At 52.9% G+C, this 25,141-nt stretch carries 18 protein-coding genes; all 18 read left to right on the top strand.

The window, feature by feature from the left end:
- Positions 1-13: 13 nt before the first annotated feature.
- Positions 14-1,351 (top strand): type VI secretion system baseplate subunit TssK, encoded by a 1,338-nt coding sequence (tssK, locus tag P349_RS10655; RefSeq protein WP_032646675.1) that lies wholly within the window; start codon positions 14-16, stop codon positions 1,349-1,351.
- Positions 1,348-2,001 carry a type VI secretion system protein TssL, short form gene (gene tssL / locus P349_RS10660; RefSeq protein WP_032646673.1) on the top strand — a complete coding sequence of 218 codons (654 nt, stop codon included), beginning with the start codon at positions 1,348-1,350 and terminating at the stop codon, positions 1,999-2,001. The genes tssK and tssL overlap by 4 nt, the downstream gene beginning before the upstream one ends.
- A 3-nt stretch (positions 2,002-2,004) precedes the next feature.
- Positions 2,005-3,729: an OmpA family protein gene (locus tag P349_RS10665; RefSeq protein WP_081758209.1), complete on the top strand. Its 1,725-nt coding sequence runs from the start codon at positions 2,005-2,007 to the stop codon at positions 3,727-3,729.
- A gap of 4 nt (positions 3,730-3,733) precedes the next feature.
- Complete coding sequence (gene hcp / locus P349_RS10670) at positions 3,734-4,225, top strand: type VI secretion system effector Hcp (protein ID WP_023325816.1); 492 nt, start codon at positions 3,734-3,736, stop codon at positions 4,223-4,225.
- Between the two features lie 156 nt (positions 4,226-4,381).
- Positions 4,382-7,015, top strand: coding sequence for a type VI secretion system ATPase TssH (gene tssH, locus P349_RS10675; protein ID WP_032646672.1), 2,634 nt, complete (start codon positions 4,382-4,384; stop codon positions 7,013-7,015).
- 25 nt (positions 7,016-7,040) lie between these two features.
- Positions 7,041-7,682, top strand: coding sequence for a hypothetical protein (locus P349_RS10680; RefSeq protein ID WP_032646670.1), 642 nt, complete (start codon positions 7,041-7,043; stop codon positions 7,680-7,682).
- Between the two features lie 291 nt (positions 7,683-7,973).
- Positions 7,974-10,820, top strand: coding sequence for a type VI secretion system Vgr family protein (locus P349_RS10685; RefSeq protein ID WP_238550719.1), 2,847 nt, complete (start codon positions 7,974-7,976; stop codon positions 10,818-10,820).
- Between the two features lie 461 nt (positions 10,821-11,281).
- The gene (locus P349_RS10695; RefSeq protein ID WP_032646665.1) at positions 11,282-13,309 is read left to right on the top strand and encodes a lipase family protein; all 2,028 of its coding nucleotides are present in this window, start codon (positions 11,282-11,284) and stop codon (positions 13,307-13,309) included.
- A complete protein-coding gene (locus P349_RS10700; RefSeq protein WP_032646663.1) occupies positions 13,302-14,072 on the top strand; it encodes a hypothetical protein in 771 nt (256 codons plus the stop codon). Before P349_RS10695 ends, P349_RS10700 begins: the two co-directional genes overlap by 8 nt.
- A 30-nt stretch (positions 14,073-14,102) precedes the next feature.
- A complete protein-coding gene (locus P349_RS25465; protein WP_071601076.1) occupies positions 14,103-14,369 on the top strand; it encodes a PAAR domain-containing protein in 267 nt (88 codons plus the stop codon).
- Positions 14,370-14,402: 33 nt separating this feature from the next.
- Complete coding sequence (locus tag P349_RS10705; protein ID WP_238552258.1) at positions 14,403-15,533, top strand: hypothetical protein; 1,131 nt, start codon at positions 14,403-14,405, stop codon at positions 15,531-15,533.
- Entirely contained in the window at positions 15,520-18,933 is a 3,414-nt protein-coding gene (locus P349_RS10710; RefSeq protein WP_032646660.1) for an ImcF-related family protein, read from the top strand. Before P349_RS10705 ends, P349_RS10710 begins: the two co-directional genes overlap by 14 nt.
- Positions 18,933-20,528, top strand: coding sequence for a type VI secretion system protein TssA (tssA, locus tag P349_RS10715; RefSeq protein WP_032646658.1), 1,596 nt, complete (start codon positions 18,933-18,935; stop codon positions 20,526-20,528). Before P349_RS10710 ends, tssA begins: the two co-directional genes overlap by 1 nt.
- 64 nt (positions 20,529-20,592) lie before the next feature.
- Complete coding sequence (locus P349_RS10720; protein ID WP_032646656.1) at positions 20,593-21,327, top strand: hypothetical protein; 735 nt, start codon at positions 20,593-20,595, stop codon at positions 21,325-21,327.
- A 23-nt stretch (positions 21,328-21,350) separates the two neighbouring features.
- Positions 21,351-23,114 (top strand): type VI secretion system baseplate subunit TssF, encoded by a 1,764-nt coding sequence (gene tssF / locus P349_RS10725; protein WP_032646654.1) that lies wholly within the window; start codon positions 21,351-21,353, stop codon positions 23,112-23,114.
- Positions 23,069-24,172, top strand: coding sequence for a type VI secretion system baseplate subunit TssG (gene tssG / locus P349_RS10730; RefSeq protein ID WP_032646652.1), 1,104 nt, complete (start codon positions 23,069-23,071; stop codon positions 24,170-24,172). The genes tssF and tssG overlap by 46 nt, the downstream gene beginning before the upstream one ends.
- Positions 24,153-24,689 carry a type VI secretion system lipoprotein TssJ gene (tssJ, locus tag P349_RS10735; protein WP_193745666.1) on the top strand — a complete coding sequence of 179 codons (537 nt, stop codon included), beginning with the start codon at positions 24,153-24,155 and terminating at the stop codon, positions 24,687-24,689. The genes tssG and tssJ overlap by 20 nt, the downstream gene beginning before the upstream one ends.
- Entirely contained in the window at positions 24,682-25,134 is a 453-nt protein-coding gene (tssE, locus tag P349_RS10740) for a type VI secretion system baseplate subunit TssE (protein WP_032646649.1), read from the top strand. The genes tssJ and tssE overlap by 8 nt, the downstream gene beginning before the upstream one ends.
- Positions 25,135-25,141 lie beyond the last annotated feature (7 nt).

The following is a 25,141-nucleotide window of genomic DNA, read 5'->3' as shown; positions in this document are numbered from 1 at the left end:
GGGGTGATCAGGGATGAAAATTTACCGCCCACTTTGGGAGGATGGGGCCACTCTGGCCCCGCAACAGTTCCAGCAGCAGGTCCGCTGGAGTGAGCACGTTGCCGGCATGGTCGCCCGGATGGGTATTTCTCATCCCTGGGGCGTGGTTGCGGCAGAATTTGATGATGCTGCACTTGCGCTCTCGCGTCTGAATGCCATCCGTCTGGTCGTACGTTTCCAGGATGGCACGATTGTTGATACGGATCTGGCGGATAATATTCCGCCGGTCTGTGATTTGTCTGCCGCAAACGGCTCAGAGGTTGTTGAGGTGGTTGCCGCATTGCCGCTGTTGAGCGCCAGTGGTGGCAACCTCGATAACGGACAGGACAGTGAACGCCCGCGTCGCTGGAAAGCCGAACGTGTGGTGGTGCAGGAACTGGCTGGGTATGAAAGCGGAGAGTTGGCCATTATGCGTCATGCGCTGACCCTGCGTTTGTCCAGCCAGGAAAATACGGCATACCTGACCTGTCCGGTGACCCGCCTGGTGCGTAATGCTCAGGGGCAGTGGAGCCGGGACCCGGCTTTCATTCCGCCGATGCTTTCCCTTTCTGCAAGCCCATCGCTGGCCATCGAACTGGGTGACCTGCTGGTTCGTCTGCAGGCCCGCCGCCGTCGCCTGATGGCTATGCGCCGTGAAAGCAATGAGCGGATGGCAGACTTTGCTGTCGCGGATGTCTCCCTGTTCTGGCTGCTGAATGCGCTGAACAGCGCCGAGCCGGTGTTAACGGAACTTCTGCAGACGCCCGATCGTCACCCGGAACTCCTGTACCGCGAACTGACCCGTCTTGCCGGCAGCCTGCTGACATTCTCACTGGAACATGACGCCGGGGACATTCCTGCTTATCAGCACGATGCACCGGAACGGGTATTCCCGCCTTTGCTGGCATTGCTGGACAAGCTCCTTGAAGCGAGCCTGCCGTCGCGGGTCGTAAGAATCCACCTCGAGCATCAGGACCAGATCTGGAAAGGTGCCCTGCACGACGCGCGTCTGCGCGAAGGGGCGGACTTCTACCTCTCAGTACGTTCTTCCATGCCGAACCATGAGCTTCAGACAAAATTCCCGCAGTTGTGTAAAGCGGGCAGCTTTGATGATGTTTCGGATGTGGTGAATGTAGCGCTGAGTGGGATGCTGATTAAGCCTTTGACGCATGTTCCGGCCGCTATCCCGTTGCGCCTTGAGAATCAGTATTTCTCGCTGGATCTGAGCAGTGAGGCGGCTCGCGCCATGCTTGAGATGGGCTGTTGCACCTTCTATACCCCGCGCTCGCTGGGGGATGTTGATCTCGAACTCTTTGCGGTGCTGCGTACATGAATAAATCTGAACTCAGCCAGATAGAACGTATTTTCTACCCGGGCTGGCTGATGGCCAGCCAGATACGGGGCGGTCAGGAAGTCCGTGACGGGGAAGGGCTATACCGGTGGGCCTGCCGTCTGGTGCAAGAGGCGAAAGCGGCGCTCACTGAGGCTGGTTACAGCGACCTCAGCCGTGACCATATGGTGTATACCCTGTGTGCACTGCTTGATGAGAGCGTGATGAACCGGGGAACCACCGATGCTGGCTACCTGACCTGGCGCCGTGATCCGCTGCAGGCACACTTCTTTGGTACCCTCAACGCAGGTGAAGAGCTGTGGGAAAGGATCCGTAACCTGCTGAAAGAAACAGCCCCTGATACCGCCGTCCTGACCTGTATGTACCGGGCTCTGCAACTGGGGTTCGTGGGACAGTATCGCGCTCAGGATGATGAGCGTAGGGAAGATATTGTTCGCGCTCTCGCAGAGCGGGTGCCCGCCTTCACATTGGCACAAGATGCCCCCATTGTTGCCCGCGCATCGCGTCTGCGCAGAGGCCGTCGCTGGTACTGGCTGAGCTGGGTTGTGGCCGCTGTCGCCCTGGCAGCGCTCTGGTTCTTCCTTTCGTCTTCGCTTACCGAACTGGTAAGCCAGATCGTCAGGCCGGGGTAAGCGATGCGGGATACGTACCGAAGTCTGTTAACTGCCCAGGGTGCCATTCTGGCGCTGTGGCTCGTTCTGGGATTCTGGCCACTGTCCACGGGCAGCCGTGTAGCACTCGGTCTTCTGGTTGCTCTGGCGGCCGGAGTTATTTTCTGGTGCCAGCGTCGGGGTTCTCTGGCGAGGGCAACCGCTGTTCGTGAGATCGTGGATGAAAGCCTGCCGCCGGAAGATTTTCAGGGGGCAGTTATCTTTGTCTGTGGTGATAACGCTCCACTCTTTGTGTCCGGAACCCGTCACCGGGAAACCCGGCAGGGCTGGTATCTGTGGGTAAAGGATGCAGAGCAACTACCGCTCTTTGCGCAGCACCTGAGTTTGGTGCGCCCGGCTCTGGTGTCGCAAATCTCGGTCATGCTGGCGGTTGTGCCTGAGCAGCACATATCCAGCGATGATTTTACCCAGTCTCTTCGGGGCTGGCAGCGTGCTGTCGTCCAGTGTCGTGCGGCATTCGACACGCTCCCTCCATTGTGGACCGTAACCTGGGTGTCACCACCGGCGGCGTATGCGGAAGCCGAGCCTGTCTGGTTTACTACGGTAAGCCAGCGGAGCGGTATTCAGGTCTATCAGCCTGGTCAGGGCAATGTGTCACTGACGGAGTGGGCCCGGGATACTGGGTCAGACGGACGTTTTTCCCGTCTGAGTCAGGCACTGTGGCTGGACAGTCTGCTTGCCTGGCAGAAAAGCGCGGTGAATGACTTGTTGTCGGTACGGCGGGGTGAGTTACCCGTGATGAAGCCCTGCGTGCAGGGCATGTGCATGGTGCGAGTGAACGGTATCGCGGGCAATCTCTGGCAACAGCACGTTACCTCTTTGACGGCTCTGCCACCGGATGCGGCCGTGACCACAGAGCCACTGCCGCTACCTGAACTGCTTCTGCCAGCGTTACCACGCCGACATGGTATTAGCCGTCGGAAGGTATTCTGGGGTTATGCCGGGCTACTCGGGGGCATTTTCCTTGCGTTGGCGATGCTGGCGTCCTGGATGAACAACCAGCGCCTCATCCGTAACGTTGGCGATCATCTTGCACTGTATCACCAACTGAGCGGTAAGCCTGTTGAACCGAAACTGCATGCGCAGCAGCGCCTGCGGGCTGATAGTGCGTTGCTCGACGACTGGCTGCGTCGTGGGGAACCACTACGTTATCGCCTGGGACTATATCAGGGGCTGCGCCTGGTTCCGCACGTTGAGGCCGCTCTCAGCGACTGGGCACCTCCGCCACCGCCTCCACCGGTCATTAAGAAAATCATCCAGGGACCGAAAACCATTCGCCTCGACAGCATGTCGCTGTTCGATTCCGGCAAGTCCGTGCTGAAAGCGGGTTCCACCAGGATGCTGGTGAATTCACTGGTTGGCATCAAAGCGAAACCGGGCTGGCTGATTGTCGTGTCTGGGCATACCGATAACACCGGCAATCCGCAGCTGAACCAGACGCTGTCTCTGAAACGCGCCGAAGCGGTGCGCAACTGGATGAGGGACACGGGCGACGTGCCCGAAAGCTGTTTTGCGGTGCAGGGCTATGGCGAAAGCCGTCCTGTCGCAACCAACGACACCCTGGAAGGGCGTGCGCTCAACCGCCGTGTCGAAATCAGTCTGGTACCGCAGGCGAATGCCTGTCAGATACCCGGCAAACACCCGGCGCCATCGCAGGATGATGGCGCTTCACTACACAATGGAGAGTAATTCCATGGCAATTCCTGTTTATCTTTGGCTGAAGGACGACGGCGGCGCGGACATCAAAGGGTCTGTTGACGTTCAGGATCGTGAAGGCAGCATCGAAGTGGTTGCACAGGAGCATAACCTGTACATCCCAACCGACAACAACACCGGCAAGCTGACCGGCACCCGCATCCACACGCCGTTCCTGTTCACGAAGGAAATCGATTCTTCCAGCCCGTATCTGTACAAGGCGGTGACCACCGGTCAGACCCTGAAATCTGCTGAATTCAAGTGGTACAAAATCAACGACGCGGGCCAGGAAGTGGAGTACTTCAACACCAAACTGGAAAACGTGAAGGTAGTGAAAGTGAATCCTGAAATGTATGACATCAAGGATCCTTCTAAAGAGAAGCACAACCACCTTGAACGCGTTGAACTGCGTTACGAAAAAATCACCTGGACCTACAAAGACGGCAACATCATTCATTCCGATTCCTGGAACGAACGCGCCACGGCGTAATCCTGATGCGGGCAGGTTTCCTGTCCGCAGTTTTTGCTGAGTGCCTGAGATGCGGACACTCAGCAAAGAAAAAACAATCTGCCTGCCTGACCTTATGCGCTTTGGTGAACAGCGAGGGGCGGTAGCGTGTCCAGGAACCGACAAAGAGAGAATCTCATGGAAAATCCAGCCATCCTGTTACGTCGTCTGAACCCTTACTGTGCCCGAGCGATGGAAGGCGCAGCTTCGCTCTGTCAGACCCGTGCCCATGCCGAAATTCTGCCGGAGCACTGGCTGCTGAAGCTGCTGGAGCAAGGGGAAGGTGACCTGACGGTGTTGGCGCGTCGCTATGAATGGGATATGGATGGCATCTGGCAGGATTTACTTGGCTGGCTCGACAGACAACCTCGATCCGTGCGCCATCGGCCCCAGCTCTCTGATGACATCCAGACTCTGATGCAGCAAGCCTGGCTACTTGCCTCACTCAATGGCGAAGAGCACATTCGCAGCGTCCATCTGCTGATGGCCCTGGTGGAAAAACCAAAACTGGCACGTTGTGACGGCCTTTGGCCGTTATTAACGCTTGCTCAAAGCCAGCTGGAGCGCCTGCGACCTTTGCTGGATGCGCAATCGGATGAGCGTCCGGAAATGCAGCGCGAAGCCGAGCTGGCACAGAACCACGGTGGTGAGGTGGAGTTTGTCGGGCGTCCGGCTGGTGTGGAAATGAAAGAGGGGGAACTGAGCCCTGCGCTGCAGAACACGCTGGATAAATTCACCCTCGATGTCACCGCCAAAGCGAAGGAAGGGAAGATCGACCCTGTGTTTGGCCGTGACACAGAAATCCGTCAGATGGTGGATATCCTCTCTCGTCGCCGCAAAAACAACCCGATTCTGGTCGGCGAGCCGGGCGTGGGGAAAACCGCACTGGTTGAAGGTCTGGCATTGCGTATTGCTGAGGGTAATGTGCCTGAATCACTGAAAACGGTCACTCTGCGTACCCTTGACCTGGGCCTGCTGCAGGCCGGTGCAGGCGTGAAAGGCGAGTTCGAACAGCGGCTGAAAAACGTCATCGATGCGGTGCAGCAATCCCCGTCCCCGGTCCTGCTATTTATTGATGAAGCGCATACCATCATCGGCGCGGGCAACCAGGCGGGAGGCGCCGATGCAGCGAACCTGCTGAAACCGGCGCTGGCGCGTGGCGAACTGCGTACTATTGCGGCCACTACCTGGAGCGAGTACAAGCAGTACTTCGAACGCGACGCGGCCCTGGAGCGTCGTTTCCAGATGGTAAAAGTCGATGAGCCTGACGACGACACAGCCTGTCTGATGCTCCGTGGTCTGAAATCTCGTTACGCCGAGCACCATCACGTGCACATTATCGACGATGCGGTGCGCGCTGCTGTTACGCTTTCCCGCCGCTATCTGACGGGCCGCCAGCTGCCGGACAAGGCGGTTGATCTGCTCGACACCGCCGCAGCGCGCGTCCGCATGAGCCTCGACACCGTGCCGGAGCAGCTGACCTGCATTCGCTCGCAGATTACCTCTCTTGAAATGGAGAAGCAGGCACTGCTGGAAGATATTGCTGTCGGCAATCAGAGCCATGGTGAACGCCTGACCGTCATTGAGCAGGAAGAGAACGATCTTATCGTTGCTCTCGACGAGCTTGAAACTCAATACGGGCAGGAACTGAAACTCACCGAACAACTGCTGGAAAGCCGCCAGGACATCTCCCGTCAGAGCGAGACGCACGCGCTGCAGCAGGAACTGAACGGCATGCAGCACAGCAACCCGCTGCTCTCGCTGGATGTGGACGTGCGCACCGTTGCCAACGTGATTGCTGACTGGACAGGCGTTCCGCTGTCATCGCTGATGAAAGATGAGCAGACCGAATTGCTGGCCCTCGAAAATGAAATGGGTAAACGTGTGGTTGGGCAGGATGTGGCGCTCGAGGCCATCGCCCAGCGTCTGCGTGCGGCAAAAACGGGTCTCACCTCCGAGAATGGCCCGCAGGGCGTATTCCTGCTGGTGGGACCGAGCGGCGTGGGGAAAACCGAAACCGCGCTTGCGCTGGCCGATGTCATGTACGGCGGCGAGAAGTCACTTATTACGATTAACCTCTCAGAATACCAGGAGCCGCATACGGTTTCCCTGCTAAAGGGCTCGCCTCCGGGTTACGTCGGTTATGGTCAGGGGGGGATCCTGACCGAAGCCGTGCGCAAGCGACCATACAGTGTGGTTTTGCTCGATGAAGTCGAAAAAGCCCACCGCGACGTGATGAACCTGTTCTACCAGGTCTTTGATCGCGGCTTTATGCGCGACGGCGAAGGGCGTGAAATCGACTTCCGTAACACGGTTATTCTGATGACCTCTAACCTCGGCAGCGATCGCCTGATGCAGTTGATCGACGAACAGCCGGAGGCCAGCGAAGGCGATCTCCACGAGCTGCTGCGTCCGATCCTGCGTGACCACTTCCAGCCCGCGTTGCTGGCCCGCTTCCAGACCGTCATTTACCGTCCACTGGCGGAAGCGGCCATGCGTACCATCGTGGAAATGAAGCTGTTACAGGTTAGCAAGCGCCTGCATCGACACTACGGACTGTCCACGCACATTGATGAGAGCCTGTATGACGCCCTGACTGCCGCCTGTCTGCTGCCGGACACCGGCGCACGCAACGTTGACAGCCTGCTGAACCAGCAAATCCTGCCGGTGCTGAGCCAGCAGCTGCTCACGCACATGCCCGCGAAGCAGAAGCCACACAGCCTGACGCTGGGCTGGGATGACGAAGAAGGGATTGTGCTGGCGTTTGATTAACTAGTTTATCTAAAGGGTAGCAATTATGGACAGCGCAAAAGAGATTGCCAGAGATATGCTTGAGGCCATTCATATCGATGGGTCTGGGTTTATCGGTGCTGTGGCGAAAGGTGTTATTTCCTTACCCGTCAGCCTTGCCTATCTTGGCTATGATTTTATAGATACGGAACACCGCAGAGAGAATCAGGATGATAAATTTCGGTTAGCAGCACTGGTTAAAAAAGTAACTTTTAACGATGAGGTTATTTATAAGGTTATTAAACCATTTATAGATGATTTTGTTTCTCATGTAGACATACATAAAATTTCACATTTTTCAAGAAATATATCTGGAAGTGTTATAGGTAAAATGATGTTCTCGCAGTTTACGGGGCTTAACCTCGGAAGGGCGATTATATCTCAAGGAGTTAGTGCCTTTTTTTCTGGTTCTGTTGCTGGTGGTGTATTGGGAGTTGGTGCTGAAGCATCAAGATCTATTTATACATCACGGTACTTGCGTGAAAGAAACCCCATAATGTATGAGAAATTAAACAGTATGGGTGATTTTGATCTTTTTTATTACCTTGTTGAGGACATTGTTAGGCCTTATGAGACGGCTTGTGAAATTGAAAAGATAAATCCTGAAGAGTTTAATAATGTCTGCGAATATTTCTTTGGAGGTTTATGAATATAAAAGATTTTATACTTATCATTGTTTCACGGATCGTAGCCAGTATCGGAATGACGCTAGGAACTATCAGTATGATTTACTCTTTCTATTGTTTCTTTTTTTCAGCCAATCCTTACCGCTTTATTCTAGGTGGGGTAAGTATAGTAGCCTTTCTCATAGGTTATGGACTTTATAAATTCGCCTTGAAATACATTTATGATGAATGGGAACATTATAGATAGTATTCATCATATTTGTTGAGTTTGGTTCTATTTAATATCATTCTAACCCAGGACAGGAATTATAGAAATGGAAAATATATTTAAAATGACAGAGGGTATCCTTAATCGCTATAAACTGGATATTCCTTCCTGCCCTTATCCATTGGATGTGGAACGTTTTGATGGTTTAGAACAAATGAGTGCTCTCTATCATTACACCATTCGTTTTACCAGTTCACATCCGGATCTTACGGCTGAAATGATGTTAAGTAAAACCGCTACGCTGAGCATGGGGGTGGGGAAATTATTAGATTCTGTTGTCGGTAAAATTGTTCATGGTGTGGTGACAAATTTCCGACGCCTGGCCGGTTCACGCGATCAGGTTACGTATGAAATTATTCTGGAACCTTTTATATCCTTACTGGATAAGCAGTTTCGTACTCACCGTTTCTTCGTCAACAAATCAGTGCCGGAAGTGGTAGAGCAAATTCTTGGCGAGCATGGTTTGAAGAGGTGGGAATATGAATTCAAGCTTAAACAAACCTACCCAAAACGGGAACAGATAAATCAGTACCAGGAAAGTGACCTCGCGTTTATCGAACGTCTGCTGGCTGAGGTGGGGATTTTTTACTTCTTCACCCTGCAACCGGATACCCAGACTGAAGTGGTGCACTTTGCGGATAAGCAGAGCGCCTGGACATTCGATAAAAAACTGCCACTTAACAGCCCTTCAGGCACCAATGACAATGCCGTTGACTCGGTGTGGGATATCCAGGTCTGGCACAACGTGGTGGAACGTTCGGTCACCGCCAGCGACTATAACCATCGTGAAGCGCAGAATATTCTGACGTCCGTCCCGGCAGACATGACCCGGGGCGACGGTGACGGTATCACTTATGGTGATGTGTATCACTATCGTCCGCGTCATCTCGAACGGGGTGACAAAATTACCCCTGCAACCGAAACCGGTAACTTCTGGGCTCGTCTGGAGCATGAACGTTTTTTGTCCGCCCAGACTACAGTGACTGGCAGCAGTACGGACCATACCCTGGGCCCGGCGCAGGTTCTTACCATTATCGAAACCGCTATCTCGCCGACACTACCCCGTGAAACGGAGAATGGTGTTGTTATTATCCGCACTGGCTACTACGGTAGCCGTAAGAATGCCTTGAAAGTGACATGGGTAGCGATGCCGTACTACGAGAACCGCTGCTGGCGTCCTGCTGCTAAAAAGCGCCCGGTGATCAGCGGCACCCTGACGGCGCGCGTGACCAGCGCCAAAGATAACGATATTTACGCCTGGCAGGATGCATCCGGCATGTACCGGGTGAAATTCGATGCTGACCGCGACGATAAACGCCAGGGCATGGAAAGTATGCCGGTACGCTTTGCCAAACCTTATGGAGGCGACAAGTACGGTTTTCACTTTCCGCTGATACAGGGTACTGAAGTCGCCATTGCGTTCCATGAAGGCGACCCGGACCGTCCATACATCGCTCACGCCCTCCACGACTCCCGCCACGTTGACCACGTCACTGAAGCCAACAGCACGCGTAACGTTATCCGCACCGCTGGCCTGAACAAACTGCGGATGGAGGACAAGCGCGGCGAAGAGCACGTTAAGCTCAGTACCGAATACGGGGGTAAGACCCAACTTAATTTAGGACACAACGTCAATGCTTCCAGGGTTCTTCGTGGTGAAGGGGCAGAGTTGCGCACTAACGACTGGGTCAGCGTTCGTGGTGGTAAGGGCATTCTGCTTACTGCAGATGCTCAGCCTGACGTCGGTAGCAAAATGCTTGAAATGGACAGGGCTGTAGAACAACTGGAGCAGGCGCTCACGCTGGCAAGAAGCCTCCAGACTGCTGCGAAAGGGGCACAGGCGACAGTATCTGACATCGACAGCCAAAAGACGCTAAACAGCTCACTGAAATATCTGAAAATGCCAGGATTACTGGCCAGTGCACCGGCTGGAATAGGCATTCTCAGTCCTGAGACTGTCCGGCTTGCTTCAGGCGGGGCAAGTATAGGCCTCATGTCAGGCAAAAACACCGATATCAGCGCCGGGCAATCGTTCACTGTAGCGGCAAGCGAGGCTGTAAGTTTGTTTGCACAGGCTGCAGGAATGAAAATGTATGCGGGGGCAGGGAAGGTTGATATTCAGGCTCAAGCTGATGCCATGAATGTCTCAGCATTACAGGACATCACTGTCGCCAGTGGTCAGGGAAGCGTGAAGGTGAATGCCAGCAAGGAACTGATTTTAAGTTGCGGTGGCGCTTATATAAAGCTTAGCGGTGGGAATATTGAACTGGGATGTCCGGGAAATATTTTGCTGAAAGCGGCCAATGTTAATCAGACCGGTCCTGCCAGTTTAGATACACCACCAGTGACTTTCCCGAAAGGATATGGCGGAACGTTTACTGTTACCGATCCTGAATCAGGGGATATCAAACCATTCACCAGTTATAGAGTAACCTCTCCAGATGGCGAGGTGCTTGAAGGAATATCTGACTCGTCAGGGAAGACTGCACCGTTTTACTCATCGACACCTGGTAATGTAAAAATAGAGTTTCCACGTGAGCAAAAGGATGAAGGACCCGGGCATTGGGTTACTGTTGATCATGATTATCACGGGTTGAAAAATACTGCAATTATGGCAATCAACCGCTTAACTTCTATGGGAGATGAGGGGCGTGTTTTTGGTTCAGAAGGGAAGGACTATATGAATACGAAAAGAGATAAAATTCAGGAATGGCAGCCTTTGCCATCTGATGCTACAGACGAGATAGAGCAGCAATCAGCAGTACATCGTTACGGAGAACAGAGAAAGGTAACGCAAACTTTTCTGGAAGGTGATGATGCCTGGGCTGTTACAGGTCAGTCGTGGCACTGGCAACCAACGACCGCTGATGATGTCTATGAGGGAAGTAAATGAAAGTTATTTTAAAACGGAATCGTGTATTGAATTGTTGGGCCATATTTGACCTCTTTTACATTATCAGATTTGGTTGGTTGAATATCTCTCATGGCCGAATTCCTTTAGTTGATGATATATTATTTTTTAGCGAGATCTATCCGCAGCAAGGTGTTTATTCGCTAATCCTTTTTTCTTTCTCGTTACTGTTTAACGTGTCAGTTATATTTTCTGCTGTAATGTTCTTAAAAAAGTGGAAGTATGCGAATTGGATAGTCTATGTTCAAACGCCATTCAGACTATTCTTCATGATCCCTTCTGTTTCGATATTGCCATGGATGTTCAAAACTATGTCAATCAAAGTTGGAGCGATGTTTCTTGCCGCTGTATTTTTATCAGAGATAATTAAGCTTGGGACATTTTATCTTACAAGAGAAAAGAGCTCATGAATTTTTGTTAAATCTGAATAAAGAGGGATGTTTATGGCAGGAAATTCATTAGTGACATCTGTGACACATACAGAGGCAAAAGCTACGGCGGGAAGGCAAAAACCTTATTGGGTTGAGTTTCAACTGGTTGATGAGCAGGGTGATCCCGTGGCGAATATGCCATGGGTAGCCGAAAGTTCTCATCCCGTTTCAGGGCCAGTCGATAACTTTACGTATACAGGTCAAAGTGACTCAGATGGGCTTATTCGCATTGATATGCCGCATGGACTTGAATTGAGGCTGACGTTAGATGGCAATCAACTGGCCAGGGAAATGGAAAAACGTGCCTTGCGTGTTAGCCGTGATGCGGAAAATGATTCTGTTGTGCGTCCAGAAGCTGAAGAGAAAGGGTATATCTGGCATTATGCCGTTATTGGTGAACTTTGCCAGAGTTCACCAAACCTGGAATTAAGACCTGGGGAAATGTTACCTGCATACCACTTTCCTGCAAAAACAGCATTTAAAGGATTTAAATTCCGAACGAATGAACTTGAAAAGCGTCATGTAATAGAGATATGCCCTTTCAGAGCATGGGAGCTTGTTCTGCATCATCAAAAGGACTATTCCATTGCGAATGGAATTAACCTTGGGGCGGCATCGACGCTTGCCTATGCAAACGACAGTACTCTGGATACGGTATCAATCACACGCTTTTTTATTAACCAGTGTCAGGATCTTTCCCGCTTACCTCAGCTTTTTAAAGACGGCGCTGCATGGAATACGTTAGTACAGGATGTTCCCTTTAGTGAGCGGTATTATCCCCCGGTATTTATGGATACCTCACTAGACACGTCATCTAAGCTAGACGAGAAGAACCCACTTGGAACAGCACAGGCCAAGGACGATACGGCTGCAAAAAAGGCAGACGGTGATACACAGCTTTATTATGTTTATAACGCTGATAAGGTGATTGTTGCCTGGCGTGGAACGGCCAGTTTGTTTGATGTAGGAACGGATCTTGCATTCAGGCCGATAAATACAAAATTATGCGATATAGATAAAACCCAATGTACTAGCTTACTACCCGCTGGGAAAGTGCATACAGGGTTTTGGGGCGGATATAGTCGGGTTGAGCTATCCTTCCCCAAGGAAATAAAAATCCTCAATGACTTGGCTGAACGCTTGGATTTATTTATTTGCGGTCATAGTCTTGGTGGCGCTTTGGCATTGATTCATTCAGCAAATTTAAAAATCTTTAATCCTCTTTTATACACCTATGGAATGCCACGGACTTTTACGCGTGATGCTGTAATGAAATTGTCGGATATTACCCATTTTCGTCATGTTAATGATAATGATCCTATTCCAGCCGTACCCGCTGAAGCTAACCTGGATAACGAGTTATATAAATTATGGGGATGGTTTGGTGGGACGCTGGGCTTTTTCTGGTCACTGGGTGAACTTCTCGCTTACCAGATGGTTGCCTGGGGAGACTGCTTCTGGCACCACGGCAATACGGTTGCCTTTCTCACAGCCACACAGAGCCGGGAATGGAATGAGTGTAAGAGGGCTCTCCCAACTCCTGCAGGGTGTATTACCATCAGAAATCCACTTCCACTAAAGGTTAAGCTTTATCTAGTGCCCGCTCTGGCGGAACAAGAGATGCAACAGGCCGGGAAGAAACAGAAAGATTTTAAAGCGTCATTGACGCAATCGGATTTAAATGATTTCTTCCCTAAAGGCAGCAACCCAGACAGGGGGGTTAATATAAATATTTTTGAACACTTTATGACGTCCTATATGCCTTATATGTATAACAAGGTGTTAGAGTTGATTGATAACGCCGGTATAGTAGAAAAACACACATTTACTGAGCATATGTATAATGTTGATTCATTCAGGGAGCAGATGGCAGAAAATAAAAATGATATACCGACTGATGAATTATCCAGAAATGAAATGTTTCTTAATGTCGAAGGCTTGCTGGGAGTGTCGCTGACTCCAACATTATCTATGCCGTCTGGCAATGATACGCTTTTGCGGTTTGCTCAATATGGAGAAGAGGTAATGGAAAATGTATAATCAATCAAAAATTATTCTGCTTTCCCTGGTGTTGTTTTCCTCTGCAGGATGCAGTGTTAGCCAGGCCGTTAACAAGACGTTATCTCCACCGGCGGATACAAAATGGGTTAATTTTGAAGTAAAAAACCCTTCTCAGTACACGAAACCGATTCCACTTGAGGTCAGATACATCTCGCATGAATGTATGAAAAAAAGAATCAGTGGATTTGATGGCTCAGTTATCACAGAGCCAGGCTATAACGTTATCGTGATCCCCATGCAGCAAGAGAGCGGGGATATCTGGAAAGCAAAAGTTGCTATGACTGGTGGTGGTTCATGTAAATGGACGTTGAGTGCGGTCAATTTAGGTATCGAGTATATAGACGCTACACATCTTGGTAAAGATCTTGTTCCTGGTACGGCGGTAGGTGTAGCCCTCGCCTTTGATAATGATGCTTCTCGTAATGGACAATTTACCTTTGTCACTGGAGATGTAGATCTATCTCCTAAATATTACCCTTATATAAGAGAGAAGAAAATGGGGGGGGTAGAGAATAGCTTATCTCTATTTGGTGAGAAAGACTTCCTGTCATTGCGTGTAGGTGAGGTTAGTTCTGTAAAGTTTTCACCAGAAATAGATGAGGGGAAAGTAACAAGATTTGTCGGGTTAGAAAAGAAAATAAAAGGTAAATATCCAAAGATTATTTATCCGGACGGAAGTGTTGCTCCTGAAAGAACATTATTCCCGGATTTTGATAAGGTCGACAAAATGAGTATTAAATGATTCTTATTTGTTTTTTTTCGAGGATTCAACATGACAAAAGGCTTGGTTTTGCTTGGTGACAAAACTTCTCACGGAGGGAAAGTGATCTCCGCCTCTTCCAATATTACTGTCGACGGAAAAAAAGCCGCATTAGTTGGTGATATGGTGAGTTGCCCGATAGAAGGGCATGGAACTAATCCTATCGTGGAAGGATCACCGCACCGGACATTTAACGGCCGGGCTGTTGTCGTGGATGGCTGCAAATGTCAGTGCGGTTGTACTGTAATTTCAAGTGCTCAGAACAGCACAGTAGGATAATAAATGGGCTGGGAGAGGACGAAAGCAACAACGATGGAGTTGCCTCCTGAACCATCTTTTACGGGATGGCTATTGGCGGGTGGCATTGCCGCGGTTGTGGGTATTTTGCTGTTTATTCTGCATGCGTCAGGCATGGTTAAGGCACTGGCTGCATTCAATATCTGGTGGCTGGCATCCAGCCCGGTTCTTGGCTGGTTTTTCCTGTTTTGTTTGCGGGGGTGGCTGTGGGGCAGAACCGTCAATGAACATCAGTTTTTGCAGAAGGAAGCTGAATACGGACAGCAACGGTGGGAGGCCATGGCTGGGCGCTATCTGGCCATACTTGGAAGCAGCATACTGCTACCTTCCGGAGTGACCTCTGACGTCATTGCTAAATCAGATGCCGCAGATGCGCCGCAATTGCTTTCACTGACCAGCCATTTTGATGCGAAATCGACGACGCCCACCTCCTTGCTCGAACTGGGTCTGGCCGGTGTACAAAACGCGATCGCGATGTTGCCTGCGACAGTGCCGTTCAACGTTACCATTTTGAGTGACATGTTTTCGTCAGACTTCGAGACCTGGTTTCGCAAATCATGGGGAAAAATTTATCCAGGGCGTGCGCTAACAGGTTCGATTTCATGTTGTGAAGTCCTTTCTTTTGCCTGGATCGAAGAGCGCCTTAAAAATCCCGTTTTAGATATTGATTTGATCCTGATATTGCAGAATCAGGGGGCTGAACAGTATTCCGATGCACTCGCAGCGATGGTACTTACCAGCGATGATGTTGCTGAAAAATACCAGCTTCCTCACTCTGCCCGCATATTGCGACCGATGCTGCTGGATATGCCAAATTTTAAGACTGATATGGGGTTGTTCCTCGAAACACAAACGATCGCCTGTCAGACATCAAACGTGTTCTGTGATTACGGGCACTGGAATGACGGGTTTGCTGATTTAATGACCGCGTCTCAATCACATCTGACACCGTGGGTGCCCCAGGAAATTGATGTACTGGAAAAGTATAACGGTATTCCAGGGGCTGGTAGTGCATGGCTTCTAGCCTCATTACTGGCCGACATCGTGTCCGTCAGCAACAAACCTGTTTTAGGGTTGTTTACCTCAGGTACTGATCGTTTTGTCAGTACTGTTACCTCAGGGAGTAAAAATAATGATGCCGGGTAGTACATGGAGCAGGTGGGGGCTTGCCGGCATAATAGCCTGCATCTCAGCGATTATAGTGGCCTTGATCCTTCATTTCGGCCCCTCGCATGGCCTTGATACCCGACTGAAGCAAGTGCTTGCATTTGTTGCCGTATGGATAGTCTTGCTGATTGTTTTCTACACACCGTTTATTTTCCGGTTTATGAAGGAAAAGTATCACCGCTGGCGGGAACAGAAAAACAATGCGTTACCTTCTGATGAATCAAGAGTTGCCCGGACTCCGCCACGCAATGTCACTGTGGATACTATCCGTGACGCCATGCGTAACCTCTACGTCCGGGGCTGGGGACGTAAAACACGCATTCTGCTGGTCACTGGGACCATATCTGAGGTGGAGCAGTTGACTCCGGGTCTTACGGGCCAGCTCTGGCAGGAAGATCGCGGCACGCTGTTACTATGGGGCGGTGACCTCAATACTCCAGCCGACAGTGCCTGGCTGACCGCACTGCGTAAACTGCGCCGCCGTCCGGTGGATGGTCTGGTGTGGGTCACCTCGGCCTTTGACCAGCTCTCAGCACCTGGTCTGGAACAGCCGCTACCGATTCCGTCTGAAAGCATCATGGATTCCCTGTCTCACGCCATCAGCGCGCGTATGGAAACGCTTGGCTGGAAACTTCCTCTCTACGTCTGGTCCCTGCACCCGCGCGCCGGTAAGCCGGAAGGGCGCATTACGCAGGCGACCGGCTGTCTGTTGCCTGCCGGTTGTCGTACCGAAGGGCTGGCAGAACAACTCTCCGCCCTGACGCCAGATTTGATATCACAGGGTCTGCAGCAGACCTGCGGTGAAGTGAAACATAACTTCCTGCTGACGCTTGCCGACCAGCTGATTCGTGAGCCGGAGAGTGTGACCGCACCGCTGTCGGTAATGCTCAACCCGTACCGCCCGCTGCCGCTGGCCGGTGTGGTGTTCAGTCAGCCCTCTGCCGGTGCCGAACGTGCCGTTACGCACCACTGGGGCATGGATAAACGCTGGGATGTTTTACCTGAGTCTGTCCGCACGCTTGCTGCCGGACTGCGTCCGCGCAAGCCGGGCATTCCATGGCGTAAAGTGTTTGTGTCAGTCGCTGCCCTGGCGATGGTGGGCTGGGCTGTGTGGATGGGCATCGCGTATGTCACCAACCGCAGCCAGATTGCCGGTGCGAATGCCCAGGCCGAACTTGCCGCCCGACAGAATCAGCCGCTGGAGCAGCGCCTGCACGCGCTGTCTGAACTTCAGAAAACCATGGCCCGTCTGCAGTACCGCTCTGAGCATGGCGTACCGTGGTACGAGAAGGCCGGGCTGAGTCAGAATAACGCCCTGCTGGCGGCACTCTGGCCACGCTATCAGGACATTGCACTGCCACTGTTGCGGGATGCCGCGGCCGGTCATTTGCAGCGCCAGCTCAGTGCCTTTAATGCACTGCCGCCGGCCAGCCCGCTGCGTGAGCAGATGGCAAAAAACACCTGGACGCAGCTGAGGCTTTATCTGATGCTGGCCCGCCCGGAGCATATGGACGCCGCCTGGTTCAGTACCACTCTGATAAAGGACTGGCCGAAACGTGACGGAATAAAAGAGAGCGAGTGGCAGGGCATGGCCCCGTCACTGCTGGCGTTTTATGCCGCCAGCCTGACCACCCACCCGTACTGGCGGTTGCCTGCGGATGAGACGATGGTCAGCCAATCGCGCGCACTGTTAGTACGCCTGATGGGTGTGCGCAACAGTGAATCGACCCTGTACCAGAAGATGCTCTCGCAGGTGGCTAACCTGTATGTGGATATGCGCCTCGAAGACATGACCGGCGATACTGATGCTGCCCGCCTGTTCAGCACTACTGAGATCGTGCCAGGCATGTTTACCCGCCAGGCCTGGGAGCAGGCCGTCCAGCCTGCCATCGAGAAGGTGGTGAAGGCTCGCCGGGACGAGCTCGACTGGGTGCTGACTGACAGCAAACGTCAGGCAGCGACACAGGATGAAACCTCGCCGGAAGCGCTGAAAAATCGTCTGACGGATCGCTACTTCGCCGATTTTAGCGGAGCCTGGCTGGCGTTTCTGAACAGCCTGCGCTGGAACCAAGCCACCACGCTGTCGGACTCCATTGACCAGTTGACCCTGATGGCCGACGTGCGTCAGTCGCCTCTGGTGGCGCTGATGAACACTCTGAATGTTCAGGGGCGTACCGGACAGACAGGCGAAGCGATATCAGATTCACTGGTGAAATCAGCCAAAAATCTGCTGGGCGGTGATAACCAGGATGCCATTGACCAGAGTACCGGCGTTCACGGTCCACTGGATGCAACCTTTGGTCCGGTACTGGCGCTGATGGACAAAAATCGCACGGGAGCACAGGAACTGAGCCTGCAATCATATCTGACCCGCGTGACGCAGGTACGTCTGCGTCTGCAGCAGGTGACCAATGCCGCCGACCCGCAGGCGATGACCCAGACCATTGCCCAGACCGTATTTCAGGGTAAAGCTGTGGACCTGACCGAAACCCGCGACTACGGCAGCCTTACTGCCGCCGGTCTGGGGCAGGAGTGGAGCGGCTTTGGCCGAACGGTGTTTGTGAATCCAATGGAGCAGGCCTGGCAGCAGGTGCTGACCCCTGCGGCCGACAGCCTCAATGCCCAGTGGCAGCAGGCGGTAGTGGCTGAGTGGAACAGTGCCTTTGGTAGCCGCTATCCGTTTAACAACTCAAGCAGTGATGTCTCGTTGCCGCTGCTGGCCAAATACCTCAACGCGGATTCCGGGCGTATCGCTCAGTTCCTGCAGACCCGTCTCAAAGGCGTGCTGCACAAAGAAGGAAACCACTGGGTGCCGGACAGCATCAACTCGCAGGGGCTGGCCTTTAACCCAGAGTTCCTCAATGCCATTAACACCCTGAGTCATATCTCGGATGTGGCCTTCACCGAAGGCAATGCCGGGATGAACTTCGAACTACGTCCAGGTACTGCCGATGGCGTGATGCAGACCACCATGATTATCGACAGCCAGAAGCTGATATACGTTAACCAGATGCCAGCCTGGAAGCGCTTCACCTGGCCTGCGGATACTGAGGCTCCTGGTGCGAACCTGAGCTGGATAAGCACCCAGGCAGGCACCCGTCAGTATGCGGATATTCCCGGCGCCTGGGGCTGGATCCGACTGCTCGACAAAGCTGCCGTCAGTGCTTATCCGGGCGTGGGTAGTAGCTACAGCCTGAGCTGGATGGCACAGGACGGTCGCAAACTCAATTACATCCTGCGTACCGAAGCGGGAGAGGGTCCTCTGGCGCTGCTGAAACTGCGTAATTTCCGCCTGCCAGAGACCATCTTCAGCACGACAGACGTGGCAGCATCAGACCAGGTCGCCAGCGCAAGCAATGATACAGAGGACGTATATTGATGAGCACGCTCAATGCTTTACTCCGCGCCTGCCAGACTGAGCAGGAACCACTCCTTGCGGCCACCCGTGAGCGGGTTAGGCTCTGGGATAGCTGGCTGCAGCCGCTGTCCGGTCCATCTCCTCAGGGTGACGACCCAGGTTATGACGATGACTTTCAGCAGATGCGCGAGGAGGTCAACAAACTCTCAGGTGCAGATACCGAACTTATCTGCCAGCTTGCAGAGAAGCTTCTGACCACGACCGCCAAAGATATCCGTGTGGCCACCTACTACTGCTGGGCAAAGCTGCACCGCGAAGGTGAGCAGGGGCTCGCTGAAGGACTTGAACTGCTGTGCGGCCTGCTGGAGCGCTTTGGTACACAACTGCATCCACAGCGTGAGCGCAGCCGTAAGGCGGCACTGGAATGGCTGGCGGGATCGCGAATGACTGACTCTCTTTCCCTGTACCCCGAAGTGGTCAGGAACGATGCGATACGTACCACCGGGGCACTGCTGTTGATAGAGCAACTGACGGAAAATGAGCCGGATGAAATCCGACCGGAACTCAATACGCTGTATGGTGCTCTTGAAAGCCGCTTGCAGAAAGCGGGTGGTGTGGATGCGGTTGTGCCGCAGAACGCCAGTGCCTGCGAAACCCCTGCGACTGCTAGCCACTACGATGCCCCGGTCATCGGACGTATCACCTCCGGTCAGGATTTGCTGACACAGGCCCGCACGCTCGCCGAATATCTGCGCGAACAGCCGGACGGCTGGCTGTCCGCACACCATCTGATGAAGAGCCTGCGTCACGATACTCTGCGGGCAATTCCGGCCCCGGATGCGCAGGGCCGTACCCGCATCGAACCGCCAAGAGCAGACCAGCGCGCGTTACTTAAGCGTCTCTATCTGCAGCAGAACTGGGTAGAGATGCTTGAAACGGCAGATAGCACTTTTTCTCGCGGTGCTAATCATCTTTGGCTGGATTTGCAGTGGTACATCCACCAGGCCCTAACGAAATCAGGTCAGGACACTCTGGCTGGCATTATTGCCGCTGACCTGAAAGGGCTGCTGACCCGCCTGTCCGGTCTGGAAACGCTCGCGTTCAGTGACGGAACGCCATTTGCGGATGAAGTAACGCTGAACTGGATCCAGCAAAGCGTGATGGACACAACTGGCGGGTGGGGCAATGACACCCCATCCACACCGATGTCTGCTGGCAATGATGACATTCTGGCGCTGGAGCCAGAAGCCGTGGTGCTGGCGGACAGTGAAGGCCCTGATACTGCGCTGGCCTGGCTACAGAAGCGCCCGGGTGTGACCACCGATCGCCAGAAGTGGCTGTTACGTCTGCTGATGGGCCGCATTGCTGAGCAGTACGGTAAAAATGAGCTGGCGATGCATCTGTTTGCTGAACTGGGTGATCGCGCCAGAGACGTGACTCTCAGCAACTGGGAGCCTGAGCTGCTGTTCGAGGTACAGGCCCGTCATCTGAAACTTCTGCGCCTGAAAGCCTGTCGCAGTGAGGCGGATAAGGCCCGCCTGACACCGTTAATGGACCAGTTACTTGCCGGGCTAATTGCTATTGATCCTGCCCGCGCGGCAGTCCTGTGTGGTTAATGCAAAGAAATATGTGCCGGAAATGATGTCGGTGATATTAATGATTTTAGGAATATAAAGTTTCATGAAAATAACTAAATCTGCAGCATGTACTCTCATGGTGCTATTACTCTCAGGGTGTACTGCAATTTTGTGGGGCGGAAATAAAATCTCAGGCAGTCATAAGGTGAATGTTATAAAAATGCAGGATAATGTCACCGCTATTTTTCAGTATGAAAATATTTCCGCTTCTGTTGTTCAGGATAAGACTAATATACCTCTGACTGTTCCTTCGAAAGGTATTGCATTTTTAGGTGAAAAAAATGTCTATATTCTGACGAGGGGGGCTGACGAGTTACTATCTTTAAACAAATTAACAGACAAAATCCCACTGATTACAGGTAACGAAGAAAATACGCTCAAACTTCAATTGGTTCGTCCAGTAAAAGGAGATGCTGTCGTTCGCTTTGAGGATTCGTTACGTATCTGGGTTAATAAAAGTGCAGGTGAGCTTTCAGAAAACGATATAGGTGTCATTAAGCACTCAGGCTTCCAGCGTGGGAAAGAGGGATACTGGAAAGACGTCACTATTGAGGGCAAGGTTCTTCCAAGGAAAAGTCTCAATTATACATTTACCAATACAGAGTCACTGGGGCGAAAGTATAGTGTTGAATTTTACGCGACTGACAATGAAACCGATTTTTATCCGAAGAATCTTGCTACTAACATTGTGCTCACACCTGTGGTATTGGCTGCAGATATCGTATTTTTCCCTGTCTCCCTCACGTTTCTACGCTTAATCATCGGGCAGCAACACTAGAGCTAACTCCTGCTGGAACGCATATGAAAGATCAGACCTTGCGCTATTTCGATGCAGAAATGCGCTACCTCCGTGAAGCGGCTAAAGAATTTGCCCAGACCCATCCGGACCGGGCAGCCATGCTGGACCTGGATAAAGCCGGCACACCCGATCCGTATGTAGAGCGCCTGTTTGAAGGCTTTGCTTTCTCTATGGGGCGGCTTCGCGAAAAGATTGACGACGATCTGCCGGAGCTGACTGAAGGACTGGTCAGTATGCTCTGGCCACATTACCTGCGGACCATTCCGTCACTCTCGGTGGTCGCGTTCACGCCTGCGCTTCAGACCGTTAAGATGGCAGAGGTGATGCCAGCGGGTCTGGAAGTGTATTCTCGTCCGGTGGGGCCGAAAAACACGGTCTGCCGTTACCGCACAACCCGCGATGTGATGCTCAACCCGCTTAATATCTCTCGGGTGACCATGACCACTGAGCCGGACGGGCGCTCGTTACTGCGAATGCGCTTTGCCTGCAGCACACAGGCGGACTGGTCCCATGCGGACCTCAGTGACCTGAGCCTCTATCTAGGGGCGGATGCACCGGTCAGCAGCCAGCTGCACCTTATGCTGACCAAACGGCAGGCCGCACTCTATATGCGCCTGCCTGGTCAAACTGACCGTATCCGGCTTGACGGATATTTCTCACCGGGCGGCTTTCGTGACGAAGACTGCCTGTGGCCGAAAGGCGATACCGCGTTCAGCGGCTACCAGCTTCTGCTGGAGTATTTCACCTTCCGCGACAAGTTTATGTTTGTCCACCTTAACGGCCTTGAGGGCATCACGCCGCCAGCGGGGGCCGAGTATTTTGATGTTGAAGTGGTGTTCAGTACGCCATGGCCATCTGACCTGCCGGTCACTGATGATGCGGTTCGCCTCCACTGCGTGCCGGTGATTAACCTGTTTACGCTGGAGGCTGACCCGCTCACCATCACCGGGCTTGAAAACGAGTACCTGCTGCGTCCTAAACGTCTGCAGGACGGACATACCGAGATTTATTCGGTGGATTCGGTCACTGGCTCAAACCGCACCAATGACGCGGAGTATGTACCGTTCAGCAGCTTCAGGCACAAGGGCGGGATGATGCGCCGTTATGCTCCCCCCCGTTATTACCACACCCGCGTTAAGCGCAGCGTGACCGGGCTCTATGACACCTGGCTTATCCTTGGCGGGCACCAGTGGGAAGATGACCGCCTGTTTGAGCGTGAGGCCGTGTCGCTGCAAATCACCGGCACCAACGGTCAGTTACCACGCCGGGCATTACAGAGCACACTGCTTGACCGCTGTGAGCAGGTGGTGAGTACGCAACTTTCAGTACGTAACCTCTGCAAACCAACGCTGCCAGTCTATCCGCCTTCTGAAGACCGCTTCCACTGGCGGGTTCTGAGCCACCTGGGATCCGGTTTCCTGAACATGATGAGTACCGCCGAAGTGCTGCGCGGCACGCTTGCCCTGTATAACTGGCAGGAAGATGAACTGAACACCTGGCGTCTGGAGGCGATTCAGCATGTTGAGCACCATCGCCTTCAACGCTTTGAACAGGGCTACCTGCTGCGGGGGCTGGATATCGAAGTAACCCTCGACAGCAACGGCTTCACCGGTGAGGGTGATATTCACCTGTTCGGTGAAATGCTCAACCGATTCTTTGCGCTGTATGCCGATATGAACCAGTTCAACCAGCTTACCCTCATTGTTCAGCCAGAAGGAAAATGCATCCGGTGGAAAGAGAATCACAGTCCGCGTCTGCCAGGCTGATAGCGCAGCTGGGCGACCGGCTGCCGTACATGAATTTTTACCGTTTCTGTCAGCTACTGGAGCAGAGCCAGCCGGATAAACCGGTCACCGGCAGCACCTGGCAGGTGCGACATGAGCCGGTTCGCTTCCGACCCCATTCGGGGATGGGGTTCCCGGCCTCTGAAATCAAAGGGGCAGAGCTACCGGAACATCCGCACCTTCCACCCACAATCCGTACCACCTTTATGGGGCTTTACGGCGTGGAGTCTCCGCTGCCGACACACTATATCGATGACATCGCTCAGCGACGGGAAGGGTACGAAGCTAATGCGGACTTCCTCGATATCTTCAACCACCGGCTGATTGCTCAGTACTACCGTATCTGGCGTAAATATTCGTATCCGGCAACGTTTGAAGAAGGCGGTAAGGACAAAACTTCACAGTATCTGCTGGGGTTGGCCGGGCTTGGGATTGACGGCTGCACAGAAAGTATAGCGGCGCCTGCCTCACGCTTTCTGGCGCTGCTGCCGGTGATGTTGTTGCCAGGACGTACTGCGGAAGGCATGGCTTCACTGGTACGTCTTCTGGCACCCAATACGCAGGCGAAAATCTGGAACCACGACAGGCGTCGGGTACCGCTGAAGAAACCTTTGAAAATGAGCGTTAGCCAGCCTGTCACACTGACGCATCGCCCGGTGATGGGCAGTTATGCCACCGATGTGAACAGCCAGGTACTGATGCGTCTGACCACCACAGACCCTGTGGAAGTACCGGGTTGGTTGCCCGGCGGGGTGCTTTACACGGATCTGATGGCGCTATTGCACGTCTATCTTGGCTCTCGCCTGGATGTCCGCCTGCAGCTGTGTGTCGACCGTAGCCTGCTGCCGGACGCGACAATGAGCACTCAACCCAAAGCGGGTGCAGTGCAACTGGGCCGCACTGCCGTGATGCGACCGCTGAATGCGGCTAAGACAACATCACACCCAAAAACAATAACCATCAATCTTGGCCGCTACGAGCGCGTGCAGGAAAACATTCACCGCAAGGAGACTGATGAAGATGGCGATTACCGTTGGTAAATTTCCTCTGGTTACGCTGGCTGTAGGCATTACGCTGATGCTGGCTGGCTGTGGACTTACTCAGAGTGTTACGGACGGCACTGTCGCCGTGACTAAATCGATTTTTTATAAGCAGATAAAGACTCTACATCTGGATATTCGTGCCCGTGAGGCCGTGAACAGCAATGCTGGTGGCATAGCACTGTCGACGGTGGTGCGCATCTACCAGCTTAAGGATCGCAAAACCTTCGACACCACCGACTACCCGTCATTGTTTAAGGCTGACAGCCAGGCTATCAAGGCAGACCTCGTGGCTGAGAAAGACATCCGCCTGCAGCCGGGTGGGGCCGTGACTGTTGATATGCCGATGGAAGAGAGTACGCAGTATGTGGCGGTGGCCGGGATGTTTATGTCACCAGATCAGGAGAACAACACCTGGCGGGTGGTGCTGAGTCGTGACGACCTCGATCCGGATAAAGCCCGCGTGATTGAGGCGGGGAACAACCGGCTGACCCTGCAGGCGCTGAAAGATGAGTAAGTCATCCCATCCTTCACTGTATGAAACACTTTATGGCAACTTCACCGGCGGCCTCGACCTGCATCAGGTCAGCGAGCAGAACCAGGTCATTTTGTCCGTACTCGATAACATGCAGCGTATCCTAAACTGTCGTGCCGGCACGCTGGCGCATCTGCCTGACTACGGCCTGCCGGATATGACCAAAATCCTGCAGGGCATGCCGGGAACGGCTCATGAACTGATGGGCACATTGTCTGCCGTCCTGCTCAAATACGAACCACGCCTGAAAAAAATAACCGTTGTCCTGCTGGAACAGAACGTCCCCGGTGAACTGCGCTATGCCATTGATGCTGAACTTAAAGGGATTGGCCTGGTGCGCTACGGGACTGAATTTATGCCCGAAGGACGGGTTCTGTTGCGGCATCTCAGGCAACAACAGTATCTCGACACAACAACCCGCATATAAGGTCCCA

It is taken from the genome of Enterobacter sp. DC4, from assembly GCF_000568095.1.
Taxonomy (GTDB): Bacteria; Pseudomonadota; Gammaproteobacteria; order Enterobacterales; family Enterobacteriaceae; genus Enterobacter; species Enterobacter pseudoroggenkampii.
Note: the sequence above shows the minus strand (reverse complement) of the source record. Positions and strands in the feature narration are given on the sequence as shown.